This is a genomic window from Microvirga lenta, from assembly GCF_020532555.1.
Taxonomy (GTDB): domain Bacteria; phylum Pseudomonadota; class Alphaproteobacteria; order Rhizobiales; family Beijerinckiaceae; genus Microvirga; species Microvirga lenta.
Window position 1 is genome coordinate 158929 of record NZ_JAJBBR010000008.1, and the last position, 12143, is coordinate 171071.

The window sequence follows — 12143 nt, forward strand, 5'->3', positions numbered from 1 at the left end:
TCCAAGACCTGCCTGCCGCCGCACAGGAAACGATATTCGATAGCTCGGCCTTGAAGTGACGAAATAAGTCACTTAATATCGTTTCATGAAGCTCAAGACACCGCTCCCATCATCCAGCCTCCGCTACGTCCTGCATCTCGGGCAGGAAGAGCAGGCTGCGGTCGCGGACACTTTTGCCCGGTACGGTTTCCTGCTGGAGACGCTCGACCGGATTGCGGAGCGCGAAGGCATCAGGGCCGATGTCGTCCGGCTCCAGAAACTCGCCTACGAACAGATCCGCACCGAGACGCAGCTTCCGGCTCAGATGGTTCTCCTGGGGATCCGCGATTTCGCGGCCCGGCGGACATCCGGGGAGGACGTGCCCGGCATTCCTCTCGACGAGAAGCTCTACGCCATCAAGGGCCCCACCACGCTTACGCTCGCCACCGTCCGTGGCCGGCTAGCCGTCCATTACGACGTCGCCGGCTATGGCGAAGGCTGGCGCGGATCAGCGCCAGCCCGCCTCGTCCCCACCGACACGGGCTCCGAGCTCGTCGTCGGCGTCAAACCGTTCATTCGTCCAGCAGAGGAGAAGTCCATGGCTTATGAAGGCATTCTATCCCGTGTCGGCCGATTGGTGGCAGGCTTCGCCCATGCCGCGGTCGACAAGGCGGAACAGGCCGATCCGGTGACGATCGTCGAACAGGCGATCCGGGAGATCGACCGCGAGGCCGAGGAAGCCCGCGCCGCGCTGGGCAAGCACACCGCCGAGCAGCACAGGCTCGAAAGCCGCAGCAGGGAGCTGAACGCGGAGATGGCGACCCTTTCCGACAGGATCGCCACGGCGCTTCAGCAGGGACGCGAGGATCTGGCGAAGGCCGGGATCGAGCGACAGATCGATATCGAAGCGCAGATCTCCGCCCTCGAGGTTGCCATCGCCGACGTCAACGAGCGCATCCAGGAGGCCCAGGGAGCCGTCCAGGCCGTCATCGCAGCCCGTCGTGAGGGAGAGACTCGTCTCGCGGAGCTGAAGCGCTCCCTGACCCGGGAACAGGCTGCCGGCGCGCCCGGCGCTTCCCGGTCCGCCCCTCCCGGGGAAAAGGCCTTCCGGTCCCTTGAAACCATCTCCCGCGTCACCGGCGTCCCCTCCTCCGGCGGCACTCCGCACGCATCCCAGATGAACGAACTCGAACGGCTCCACCGGGACAAGACGGTCGAGGAGCGCCTCGCGGCCTTCAAGGCCCGGAGCGGCCAATAGCCGGAGAACGAAATGGATGCCCTCCTTTCACCCGGCTACCAGCCGTTCGCGGTCGCGGGCCTCGTCATGGCGGGCCTGGTTCTCATCGAGACGGTCTCGCTGGTCGGGGGCTTCTCCCTCAGCCACTTCATCGACAAGGGAGTCGATGTCGACGCCTATGACGGCCACCATGCCGATCTCGGCGGCGCCGGCTGGCTGGGCGGCATGTTGGGCTGGGTCAATGCCGGCCGGGTTCCGGCATTGATCTTCCTCATCGTCTGGCTCGCATCCTTCGCCGTGGCAGGTTTCGTGATCCAGACCGTCGCCATCGGCGTGTGGACTGCGTTGCCCACCCTGGCCGCCAGTCTTGCCGCGTTCCTGCTTGCCACTCCAGCGACGCGTTTCACGACGCGCCTGGTCTCCTTCATCATCCCGCGCGAGGAAACCTACGTGGTTTCCAACGACGACCTCGTCGGGCGGGTCGCGGAGGTCACGCTCGGGCCGCTCGACCAGGGGCCGCCCGGACGCGTGAAGGTCAGGGACGCCCACGGGAACTGGCACTTCCTCATCGCCAAAGTCGCAGACGGCCACGCCCCCGTCCCGGTCGGAGGACAGGCCCTCCTCGTCGACAGGAGCGGATCGACATTCCTCGTCGTACCTGCGCCCGACGAACTCAAAGCAAGCTCTTAAGACAAAACCTTCCGGAGACCACCTATGCTCAGCGGTATCATCATCCCGGTCGTCCTCAGCCTTGTCGCCATCGTCGGCATAGGCGTGGTGATCGGCATTCTCTACAAGCGCTCGACCCGCGACCAGGCGTATGTCCGCACGGGTCTCGGCGGCAAGAAGGTCGTGCTTGATGGCAGCTCCGTCGTTCTCCCGGTCTTCCACTCCATCGCCTGGGTGAACCTCAACACCCTGCGCCTCGAGGTCCGCCGCGGCGAGGGCGACGCCCTGATCACGCGCGACCGCATGCGGGTCGATATCGGGGCCGAGTTCTACGTGCGCGTCCGGCCGGAAGCGGATTCCATCGCCCTTGCCGCGCAGACTCTCGGCGACCGGACGAACAATGCCGACGCTCTGCGTCAGCTGATCGAGGCGAAGTTCGTCGACGCCTTGCGATCCGTGGCCGCGACGATGTCCTTGAACGATCTTCAGGAAAAGCGCACCGAGTTCGTGAAGGCGGTGCAGGAGACGGTCGCGGCGGATCTCACGTCCAACGGGCTTGAGCTCGAGAGCGTCTCGCTGACCCGCCTGGACCAGACCGACATCAAGCACTTCAACCCCAACAACAGCTTCGATGCGGAAGGCCTGGCGACGCTCACGAAGATCACCGAGCAGCGCAAGAAGGAGCGCAACGAGGTGGTTCGGGACACCGAGGTGGCGATTGCGGAGAAGGACCGCGAGGCCCTGCAGCGCAAGCTCGAAATCGACCGCGCCTCGAAGGAGGCGGAGCTGACCCAGCAGCGCGACATCGCCAACGCGACGGCCAAGACCCGCGCCGAGCAGGCGGAGAAGGAGGCCGCGGCCAGACAAGCCGAGGAAACCGCGAGGATCGCCTCCGAACTCGCCATCGCCGAGCGCGAGGCCGAAGCCAAGCGCATCAAGGAAAGCGCCAATATCGTCGCAAGCCGCGCCGTCCAGCAGTCCGAACTGGAGGCCAAGCGCGACGTGCAGATCGTGGCTCAGGAAAGCGCCATCGCGGTTGCCAACAAGAGCCGGGAGGAATCCGAGGCGAAGGCCGCGGCAAAGGAGGCCGAGGCTCTCGCGGTCGCCGCCGACGAGAAGGTGGCAACCGCCAGAGAGGTCGAGATCGCCGAGCGTCAGAAGCGCATCGCCGTCATCGCGGCGCAGCAGGAGGCCGAGACCGAAGCCACGAACGTGACCGTCGCGGCCGAGGCGGAGAAGAACGCCGCCGAGGACAGGGCCCACGCGATCAAGACGATCGCCCTGGCCAATGCCGAGGCCGCCAAGATCGAGGCCGCAGGCATTCGCGAGAAAGGCGCGGCTCAGGCCGAGGCGGCAGCTGCGATGACCGAGGCCCGCAACAAGCTGTCTCCGAACATCATCGAGTTCGAACTCACGCGCGAGCGCATCCGCATCATCCCGGCGGCCCTGGCCGAGGCGGTGAAGCCGATCGAGAAGATCAAGGACATCCGCATCTTCGACACCGGTGGTCTGGTCAACGGCAAGGGAACGTCCGAAAGCGCAGGGATCGGTCTCGGAGACGGTCTTGCCGGCCAGCTTCTCGCGCTGCAGGCCAACATGCCCATCGTCAACTCCATCCTGGCGGAAGCGGGCTTCACCGGTGGAGGAAACGCCCTCGACACCCTGCTCGGATCCGTCACCGCGAAGGAGCCCATCAAGGTCGAGACGGTCCCGGCGGAGGCGGATCGGCCGGTTTCGCCGGAGGCACCCGGCACGCCGTAGCGGCCGCGCGGTCGGGGCCGTTCACGGCCGGCGGGACACGGCCCCGACCGTCGACCACGGATCGCCCCGCGGCGCGCTCGTCTGCCCGCGCGACATTCGGAACCCGCCAAGCGTGGCTACGTTGCTTCCACACGAAAGGGAGGCGGGTCATGCCGAGGGTTCAATCGAAGCTCGTCGCCTTGGTCAGGTTCCCCGGCGTTCTCGCCGTGGCGCTTTCGATCCCGTTGGCGGTCGGCACGGTGCCGGCGCGCGCGCAGGACATCTTCGGGTTCCTCAGGGCTCTGACCTCCCCGCGGCTGCCGGTGCAGCCTCCTCCCGTGGACTTCCGTGTCGGCCCTGCCGTCGAGCAGACGCGTAAGCCGCGCCCGCGCCCCAAGATCATTTCCGTCCCGCAGCCCGAGATCAAGAAGCCCCTCAAGCCCCGGTCGCCCGGCGAGATGGACAATCCCGTTCCGGCCCTGCTGGCCGACAGCACGCTGCGGCCGGGCGACATGGTGATGTTCCCGGACGGCCTGAGGGTGTTCACCGGGAAACCGGGAAGCCAGCACACGATGAAGGACTTCAAGCCTCTGGCGCAAGCCGGAAAGGCCCTGCCCCGTTCGACGCGCAAGCTGGTGGCGCATCTGCTGCCGGGCGAGAACCCCGCCTGGAGCACGGCCGGCGTGAGCACCGGCGGCAAGCTTGCAGCCAACACCAAGGACGTCGAGACGACCGGCAGCGTGAAGCGGAAACGGCGCTGAAGAGCGCAACGCTCATCGCCTGCGAGCGAGGCTGCGTCCCGTGAACCGAACTTGATGATCGTCGAGGGGGAAGAGTGGTGCCCAGGGGCGGAATCGAACCACCGACACTGCGATTTTCAGTCGCATGCTCTACCAACTGAGCTACCTGGGCATTCGGCGTCAGCGCTTGGCTGTTCGCGTCAGAGGCCGGTTGTATAGTCAGACCGCCGCCGCCTGTCTACCCGCTTCTTCAATAAGTGCGAGGAAATTTTTTCACGCCTCGCGGTCGCCCTCGTCCCGGTCCTCGTCATCCTCCACCGCCGGGATCGCGTAGGTGCCCGAAAGCCAGCGGTTCAGGTCCACGTCGGCGCAGCGCTTCGAGCAGAAGGGGCGGTATTCCATCTGGGCCGGCTTGCCGCAGACCGGGCACTTGCCGGCGGGAGCTTGAGGGTTGTTCTCGTTGGCGGGGGTCACCGTCGCCTCCCTGCTCTACGGCTCAGGCTGCATTGAGCCAGGTGAATCGGACGGGATAGCCCTCCCCGTCCAGGAGCGCCGCCGTCTCGTAGAGCGGCAGGCCCACCACGTTGGTGTAGGACCCGACGAGCTTGACCACGAAGGTGCCGGCCAGCCCCTGGATGGCGTAGCCGCCCGCCTTGCCGCGCCATTCGCCGGAGGCGAGGTAGCGCTCGAACTCGTCCCGCGACAGGCGCTTGAAGCGCACGCGCGTCTCCACCAGGCGCTCGCGGACGGCGTCCTTGGGGGTGACGACGCAGATCGAGGTGTAGACCCGGTGCGCCCGGCCCGAGAGCAGGCGCAGGCACGCCGCGGCCTCGTCCACCACCTCGGCCTTGGGCAGGATGCGCCCGCCGGCGAGAACCACCGTATCGGCGGAGACGATATAGGCGTCGCGCAGGTCCTCGCGGTTGCGGGCCGTCTTGCGGGCGATCTCGGCCTTCTGGCGCGACAGGCGCCGCGCCAGCTCCTTCGCCGTTTCCGACTTCAGGGGCGTCTCGTCCACGTCGGCGGGCAGCAGCGCATCGGGCTCGATCCCCGCCTGCTGCAGAAGGGCCAGCCGCCGGGGCGAGGCCGAAGCCAGAACGAGCTTCGGACGCCAGCTGGGATTCGACACCTCGGAAGAAGACGCCACGAATTGATCTCCACGCTCTCGGGTCCGCGCGGGACCCCTCTAACGACAGGCCCGTTCCTCGCGACCGGCACCGCCCTGCGCCGGTCACAGATGAAAGCGGGTTATTCCGATTCAAGCGGCCGGCGGCGGCTCGCCTTCGGGCTGCGACGGCCGCTGGGCGTGGAGGCGGTCCAGCTTGCGGTAGCGCATCACCCCGACCGGGATCGTGCCGAGGAACAGGACTGTGATCACCGTCAGCATCTCGAACGGGAAGCTCACCAGCAGGCCGAAGGCCGCCGCGGACAGGACGAAGATCGGCAGCACCCAGTGGCGCGGCACGTTGCTGCCCACGTTCTTGCCGGAATAGACCGGGATGGTCGACACCATCAGGAAGGCGAGGCCGAGCAGGTACACGAGCACGACGGGGGCGAGGATCGCCTCCATGGGCACGCCCAGGAAGTTCAGGTAGAGCGGCAGCAGCGACGTGACCGCCCCCGCGGGCGCCGGCATGCCGGTGAAGAAGTTCTTCTTCCATTCGGGCCGGTGCGGATCGTCGAGCATCACGTTGAAGCGCGCCAGGCGCAGCGCCATGGCGATGGCGAAGACCAGCACCACGATCCAGCCCAGCGCCCTCAGCTCGTGCAGGACGAAGCTGTAGAGGATCAGGGCCGGGGTCACGCCGAAATTCACGAAATCGGCCAGGGAATCGAGCTCCGCGCCGAAGCGCGACGTGCCCTTCAGGAGCCGGGCGACGCGCCCGTCCACCCCGTCGAGGAGCGCCGCCACCACGATGGCGATCACCGCCGGCTCGTAGCGTCCTTCATAGGCGAGCCTGATCGCCGTCAGGCCGAGGCACAGGGCGATCAGCGTGATGATGTTCGGGATGATCACGCGAACCGGAACCGGCTTGAACAAGCGTCTTTTCGGCTCGTCCGGATCGGGGGCGAAGGGGGGAAACAGGTCGCTCATGCGGAAATTCTAGGGTCAGCCATGCTCTGCGACAAGTTAGCCGACCCGGAACTGGCGTGCCGGCTCCTTGGCCGTCAGGTCCGCGAGAACCGTCTCGCCCGCCACGGCCATCTGCCCGAGGCCCACGAGGACCTGCGTGGAGAGAGGCACGTAGATGTCCAGCCTGGAGCCGAAGCGGATCAGGCCGAAGCGCTCGCCGGGGCTCAAGGAATCGCCGGTCTTGACGAAGGACACGATGCGCCGCGCCACGAGGCCGGCGATCTGCACGACGCCGATCTTCACCCCGTTGCTCTCGATCACGAGGGCGTTGCGCTCGTTGTCCTCGCTGGCCTTGTCGAGCTCCGCATTGAGGAAGAGCCCCGGCGTGTAGAGGATCTGCGTGATGCGGCCCGCGACCGGCGAGCGGTTCACGTGGCAGTCGAACACGTTCATGAAGACCGAGATGCGGGTCATCGGCTCCTGGGGAAGATCGAGCTCGGCCGGGGGAACCGCGGTGGTGATGAGGCTCACGCGCCCGTCGGCGGGCGACACCACGAGGCCCTCGCGGATGGGGGTCACCCGCGGCGGATCGCGGAAGAAGTAGCAGACCCAGACCGTGAGGATGGTGCCGATCCAGCCCAGAGGCGACCACAGAAGCGCCAGCAGGATCGTGGCGACCAGGGCGATCAGGATGAAGGGATAGCCCTCCTTGTGGATCGGCACGAAGAGGCGGCGCATCGATTCGAGGATATCGGTCATTCTCTTGGGAGCCTTGATATTTCGTTGGAGGGGGGATGGCAGGAGGGGCGGGTTCCGTCAACCCGCCACGCTTTCCTCGCTGTGTTCTTCCCTTTCGGCACGCTTGAGGGTCTCGCGGGCCTCGTCCACCTGCCGCTGGCGGTTCCACATAGCGGCGTAGACGCCTCCTTGCGCCAGCAGGCCGGTGTGGGTGCCGCGCTCGACGATCCGGCCCTGGTCGAGGACGATGATCTCGTCCGCGCCGATGATCGTGGACAGGCGGTGGGCGATGACCAGGGTCGTGCGGCCGCGGCTGACCCGGTCGAGGGCGTCCTGGATCTCCTTCTCGGTGAAGGTGTCCAGGGCCGAGGTCGCCTCGTCGAGCACGAGGATCGGCGGGCCCTTGAGGATGGTGCGGGCAATCGCCACCCGCTGCTTCTCGCCGCCCGAGAGCTTCAGGCCGCGCTCGCCGACCGGGGTCTCGTAGCCCTCCGGCAGGTAGCCGATGAAGCGGTCGATCTGGGCAAGGGTTGCTGCCTCCCTCACCTCCTCCTCGGAGGCGTCCCAGCGGCCGTACTGGATGTTGTAGCCGATGGTGTCGTTGAACAGCACCGTATCCTGCGGGACCATGCCGATGACCTTGCGCAGGGACGCCTGTTGCACGTCGGCGATGTTCTGCCCGTCGATGAGGATCCGGCCGCTCGTCGGCTCGTAGAAGCGGAACAGCAGGCGGGAGATGGTGGACTTGCCGGCGCCCGAGGGGCCGACGATGGCGACCGTATGGCCCGCCGGCACCTCGAAACTCACGCCCTTCAGGATCGGCCGTTCCGGAATGTAGGCGAAATGCACGTCCTCGAAGCGCACCACGCCCTTGGCGGCCTGGAGCGGCTTGGCGCCGGGCTTGTCCTCGATCTCGGGGTTGCGCTCGATGATCCTGAACATGTCCTCGATGTCGATGAGGGCCTGTTTGATCTCGCGATAGAGCATGCCCATGAAGTTCAGCGGAATGTAGAGCTGCACCAGCATGGCGTTGACGAGAACGAAGCTGCCGATGGAGACGCGCCCCGCCATGATGTCCCGCGCCGCCAGGATCATCACGATGGTCATGCCGATGGAGAAGATCACCGCCTGGCCCGCGTTGAGCACGGCGAGCGAGGTATAGGTCTGGGTCGAGGCCTTCTCGTATTTCTCCATGGAACGGTCGTAGCGCACCGCCTCCCGCGCCTCGGCGCCGAAATACTTCACCGTCTCGTAGTTGAGGAGCGAATCGACCGCCTTGCTGTTGGCGTCCGTATCGGACTCGTTCATCCGCTTGCGGATCGAGATCCGCCACTGGGTCGCCTGATAGGTATAGCCGAGATAGATCACCACCATCACGAAAACGACGGCGGAATAGGTCCAGTCGAACTCCCAGGCCAGGATGCCGAGCACGAGCGCGAATTCGAGAATCGTCGGCACCAGGGTCAGCACCACCAGGCGCGACAGCTCCTCGATGCCCTCACGGCCGCGCTCCAGGACGCGCGTGAGGCCGCCGGTCTTGCGCTCCAGGTGGAAGCGCAGGGACAGGCGATGCATGTGCTCGAAGGTCTGGAGCGCAAGCTTGCGCACCGCGTGCATCGCCACCTTGGCGAAGAGCCCGTCGCGGACCTGGGTCAGCACCGCCATGAGGACGCGGGTGACGCCGTAGATCACCGTGAGCAGGATCGGCGCCCGCCAGAGCCAGGACCCGGCGGTTTCCGCCGCGGTTCCCGCGTTGCCGCTTCCGGTCACTGCGACCAGCGCATCCGTCGCCCATTTGAACGCGAAGGGCGTCACCATGGTCACGCCCTTCGCGACCAGGAGAAGCGCGAAGGCCAGGAAGACGCGCCGCTGGAGGTCGGGGCGTCCATGGGGCCAGAGATAGGGCCAGAGCTTGCTGAGGGTGGCGGCCAAGCCGTTGGACTTCGGCGCGGACGGGCTCGCCGAAGGGGCATGGGAGGGGGACATTCTTTAGAATCCGATCAATCTGTCGGACCTGCATATAATTGATCGGCCGGACGAATTCACCCTGCCCCGGGCCGATCAGTTCGTCTTCTTCGGTTCATCCCCCGGAAGAACGAAGACCTGGCCGGGATAGATCAGGTCCGGATTGCGGATCTGCTCCTGGTTCGCGCCATAGATCACCGTGTAGCGCATGCCCTTGCCATAGGTCCGCTGGCTGATGCGCCACAGGTTGTCGCCCTTCGACACGATGGCGGTGTTGATGTTCGGGATCACCACCGTCCCCTCAGGCAGGATCGAGGCGTCCGCCGAGGCGGTCCTGGTGCCGCCCGCCGTCGACGACCCGGCCACGGACGGGCTCGACGGGGCCGGAGCGGCCGTCCCGGCCGCGGGGGCCGGGGCCGTCATGGAGAACGGCGCCGCGGTCTGGGCCTGCGTCTGGGGCTGGGCGGCCGCCACCTGGGCCGGCACGTTGAAGGCGACCTGCGCCCGCGACTTCACCTGGCCCGAGACCGGATCCACGTCGTCGAGCCGCACCCGGTAATCGCCGGGCTTCACGCCGCTGCCGATGGCGAACGAGACCTTTCCGTCGCCGCCCGCGCCGCCCGGCGCGACGAAGCTTTCGTTGAGATAGAGGCGGACCGTGGCGCCCGGGGCGCTCTGGCCGGAGACGAAGAGCTTCCCCTCCTCGGCTTCCACGGTGACGATCTTGATTTCGGGCCGGGGCGCGGCCGGCGCGGCGGGCTCCGCCGGTGCCGGCGGAGCGGCGCCCGGGGCCGCGTTGGCCTGCTGCTGGGGCGCAGGCTGGGCCGGCGTTTCGGCCGTCTTCGTCTCGGGAGCGGCCGGCTGGGCGGTCGGCTGCTCGGCCGGTGCCGGTGCCGGAGCCGGAGCCGGCTGCGCGGTCTTGGCCTCGGGCGGCTCGGGATTGGAGAGCAGCACCGTGGGCTTGTCCGGAGCGGTCAGGGCCACCAGGGGCCGGGTTTTGGCCGTGTCGAGAACCACGGTCACGCTCTCGCGGGAGCGCTGGCGGGTGCCGTCCGGCGCGATGGATTGCAGGGCGATCTGGTGGGAGCCCGGCGGCAGGGGCGGCGGAACGATGGCGAAGAGGCCCGAGGCGTCCGCCGCGGCGCGGGCATGGACGAGATCGCCGCGCAGGAGCTCTATCGTCGCACCGGGGGCCGCGCGGCCCGCGATGACGCTTTCCCCGTCGGGCTCGATCCGCACCACGTCGAAGGACGGGGCCACGGGGGCATTGTGAGCGACCCTGGCAGGCTCGGGGGAGGTTTCAGGCTTGGGCTTGGCCTCGCCCAGGGCGCCCTGGGGCAGCGGCGCCTGGGGCAGAGCCGTGGCGACCTGCGTTCCCGAATTCTCGCCGGGCCGGGCCGCGACCGGAGGAGTATCCTCGGTTTTCGCGGCGTTTTCGGACCGTTCCCAATAGAGCACGCCAAGCAGCACGGCGACGACAGCAGCTGCCGATGCGCCGAGAGCAGCGATCGTTCCCCTGTTCTGTTTCTCGTTCGCCATGATGCTTTTTCTCAACCTCAGGCACTTTCCTGCATTTAAACCGTTTATCTTTCAAAAGGCTACGGCCATAAGGGACAATAACAATGTTCTACGATTCAGCGCGGGTAGCTCCCCGCTCCTTTGAAGTGCCCATGTCAGCAATCAAATCTATTTGTGTCTATTGCGGCTCGGGATTCGGCGACGAGCCCGTTTTCGCTGAAAATGCGGCGGCATTAGGCCGCGCGATGGCCGAGCAGGGAATCCGTCTCGTCTATGGCGGCGGCAATGTCGGCCTCATGGGCACCGTGGCCCAGTCCGCCCTCGATCACGGGGGCTATGTCACCGGAATCATCCCGGACTTCCTGAAATCCCGCGAGAAGCTCCTCGACGACGTCCAGGAGACCGTCGTGGTTCCCGACATGCACACCCGCAAGCGGCTCATGTTCGAGAAGGCGGATGCCTTCGTGGCGCTTCCCGGCGGCATCGGGACCCTGGAGGAGCTGGTGGAGCAGATGACCTGGGCCCAGCTCGGGCGCCACACCAAGCCGATTCTCCTGCTCAGCACCAACGGCTTCTGGAAGCCCCTGCTGACCCTCTTCGCCCATATGCGCGAGCAGGGTTTCATCCGTCCTGGCCTCGAGCTCAACTACCTGGTCGCGGAGCGCGTCGAGGAAGTGATCCCGATGCTCGAAGCCTCCGCCCGCCGCATCGGCCTCGTCGGCAACGAGGACATGATCGAGGGACGGTTCTAGCCCCGCCATTTCCCTCATTCGCCTCGGGCCGAGCCGGGCAGCTGCCTTGGCGGCCCGCCCCTCCTCACCGCATCGTGAGCGCCAGGCCGCTCCCACGGCGCGATCGCCCGCAAGCTCGGGCAGAACCATGCCCAGGCCGGGAGGTTGACGTTTGAACTGCTCATTCAGGAGGAGCTCATGCGTCATTTCTTCATCTCAACGGCCCTCGTCGCGGGGTGCCTCGTCGGAGGCTCCGCCTGGGCGCAAGGCGTGGGCGGCGGCCCGATCGGAGGCGGCTCCATCGGCGGATCGAGCATCGGCACGTCGTCGCCGTCCGCCCCGCCGACCGGCTCCGAGACGGGCGTCCTGAACCGTCAGCCGTCCTCGGAGGGTCTCCTGGGAACGCCGGGCAGCCTGAACGAGCGCGGCCTTCAGGGGACCACGGGCAATCTCTACGAGGAAGGCCTCCTCGGCGTCGACGGGGAGCTCAGCGATCCCACGGCACCGGACCGCGCGATCACCGATCCGGACAACACGGGCACGCTTGGCGGCTCGGTGGAGCAATCGGACGATACGACCATCGTCGATTCCCCGCTCGAGCGCGGCATCTGCGTCGGCTGCTGAGGACGTCCCGGCCTCGCGAGAGCATCGTGCGGAGAGTGGATCCGGTTTTCCGCTCGAACGATGCTCCTGGCTCAGGAGAAAGCATCGGATCGGCCCCAAAAGTGCAGATCCACTTTTGGGGCCGATGC

At 66.9% G+C, this 12143-nt stretch carries 12 protein-coding genes and 1 tRNA gene; 6 read left to right on the forward strand and 7 right to left on the reverse strand.

Annotated features, from left to right (window positions below):
• Window positions 1-85 precede the first annotated feature (85 nt).
• The 4 genes from LGR44_RS13455 (at window position 86) to LGR44_RS13470 (ending at window position 4386) form a co-directional block, all read left to right on the forward strand.
• Entirely contained in the window at window positions 86-1237 is a 1152-nt protein-coding gene (locus LGR44_RS13455; protein ID WP_226741211.1) for a PspA/IM30 family protein, read from the forward strand.
• A 12-nt stretch (window positions 1238-1249) separates the two neighbouring features.
• Complete coding sequence (locus tag LGR44_RS13460) at window positions 1250-1906, forward strand: OB-fold-containig protein (protein ID WP_226741212.1); 657 nt, start codon at window positions 1250-1252, stop codon at window positions 1904-1906.
• A 24-nt stretch (window positions 1907-1930) separates the two neighbouring features.
• A complete protein-coding gene (locus LGR44_RS13465) occupies window positions 1931-3646 on the forward strand; it encodes a flotillin family protein (protein WP_226741213.1) in 1716 nt (571 codons plus the stop codon).
• Window positions 3647-3795: 149 nt separating this feature from the next.
• Complete coding sequence (locus LGR44_RS13470; protein ID WP_226741214.1) at window positions 3796-4386, forward strand: hypothetical protein; 591 nt, start codon at window positions 3796-3798, stop codon at window positions 4384-4386.
• 75 nt (window positions 4387-4461) lie between these two features.
• Here the strand turns inward: LGR44_RS13470 and LGR44_RS13475 are convergent.
• The 7 genes from LGR44_RS13475 to LGR44_RS13505 form a co-directional block, all read right to left on the reverse strand.
• Window positions 4462-4537 (reverse strand) — tRNA-Phe (locus LGR44_RS13475).
• Window positions 4538-4638: 101 nt separating this feature from the next.
• Window positions 4639-4839: a DNA gyrase inhibitor YacG gene (yacG, locus tag LGR44_RS13480; protein WP_226741215.1), complete on the reverse strand. Its 201-nt coding sequence runs from the start codon at window positions 4837-4839 to the stop codon at window positions 4639-4641.
• Between the two features lie 22 nt (window positions 4840-4861).
• Window positions 4862-5512 carry a Maf-like protein gene (locus LGR44_RS13485; protein WP_226741216.1) on the reverse strand — a complete coding sequence of 217 codons (651 nt, stop codon included), beginning with the start codon at window positions 5510-5512 and terminating at the stop codon, window positions 4862-4864.
• Between the two features lie 111 nt (window positions 5513-5623).
• Window positions 5624-6460, reverse strand: a complete 837-nt coding sequence (gene pssA / locus LGR44_RS13490) for a CDP-diacylglycerol--serine O-phosphatidyltransferase (RefSeq protein WP_226741217.1) — start codon at window positions 6458-6460, stop codon at window positions 5624-5626.
• A gap of 36 nt (window positions 6461-6496) precedes the next feature.
• Entirely contained in the window at window positions 6497-7198 is a 702-nt protein-coding gene (locus tag LGR44_RS13495; protein ID WP_226741218.1) for a phosphatidylserine decarboxylase, read from the reverse strand.
• Between the two features lie 57 nt (window positions 7199-7255).
• Window positions 7256-9163 (reverse strand): ABCB family ABC transporter ATP-binding protein/permease, encoded by a 1908-nt coding sequence (locus LGR44_RS13500; RefSeq protein WP_226741219.1) that lies wholly within the window; start codon window positions 9161-9163, stop codon window positions 7256-7258.
• A 75-nt stretch (window positions 9164-9238) separates the two neighbouring features.
• On the reverse strand, window positions 9239-10681 hold the full coding sequence (locus LGR44_RS13505) for a LysM peptidoglycan-binding domain-containing protein (protein WP_226741220.1): 1443 nt from the start codon (window positions 10679-10681) through the stop codon (window positions 9239-9241).
• Between the two features lie 131 nt (window positions 10682-10812).
• Here LGR44_RS13505 and LGR44_RS13510 point away from each other — a divergent pair, with 131 nt between their 5' ends.
• Window positions 10813-11412 carry an LOG family protein gene (locus tag LGR44_RS13510; RefSeq protein ID WP_226741221.1) on the forward strand — a complete coding sequence of 200 codons (600 nt, stop codon included), beginning with the start codon at window positions 10813-10815 and terminating at the stop codon, window positions 11410-11412.
• 177 nt (window positions 11413-11589) lie between these two features.
• Entirely contained in the window at window positions 11590-12015 is a 426-nt protein-coding gene (locus LGR44_RS13515; protein WP_226741222.1) for a hypothetical protein, read from the forward strand.
• Window positions 12016-12143 lie beyond the last annotated feature (128 nt).

What these genes read in the sequence shown, in the direction of transcription:
- LGR44_RS13455 (WP_226741211.1), top strand. Translation starts at nt 86, where the DNA reads ATGAAGCTCAAGACACCGCTCCCATCATCCAGCCTCCGCTACGTCCTG.
- LGR44_RS13460 (WP_226741212.1), top strand. Translation starts at nt 1,250, where the DNA reads ATGGATGCCCTCCTTTCACCCGGCTACCAGCCGTTCGCGGTCGCGGGC.
- LGR44_RS13465 (WP_226741213.1), top strand. Translation starts at nt 1,931, where the DNA reads ATGCTCAGCGGTATCATCATCCCGGTCGTCCTCAGCCTTGTCGCCATC.
- LGR44_RS13470 (WP_226741214.1), top strand. Translation starts at nt 3,796, where the DNA reads ATGCCGAGGGTTCAATCGAAGCTCGTCGCCTTGGTCAGGTTCCCCGGC.
- pssA (WP_226741217.1), bottom strand. Translation starts at nt 6,460, where the DNA reads ATGAGCGACCTGTTTCCCCCCTTCGCCCCCGATCCGGACGAGCCGAAA.
- LGR44_RS13495 (WP_226741218.1), bottom strand. Translation starts at nt 7,198, where the DNA reads ATGACCGATATCCTCGAATCGATGCGCCGCCTCTTCGTGCCGATCCAC.
- LGR44_RS13500 (WP_226741219.1), bottom strand. Translation starts at nt 9,163, where the DNA reads ATGTCCCCCTCCCATGCCCCTTCGGCGAGCCCGTCCGCGCCGAAGTCC.
- LGR44_RS13505 (WP_226741220.1), bottom strand. Translation starts at nt 10,681, where the DNA reads ATGGCGAACGAGAAACAGAACAGGGGAACGATCGCTGCTCTCGGCGCA.
- LGR44_RS13510 (WP_226741221.1), top strand. Translation starts at nt 10,813, where the DNA reads ATGTCAGCAATCAAATCTATTTGTGTCTATTGCGGCTCGGGATTCGGC.
- LGR44_RS13515 (WP_226741222.1), top strand. Translation starts at nt 11,590, where the DNA reads ATGCGTCATTTCTTCATCTCAACGGCCCTCGTCGCGGGGTGCCTCGTC.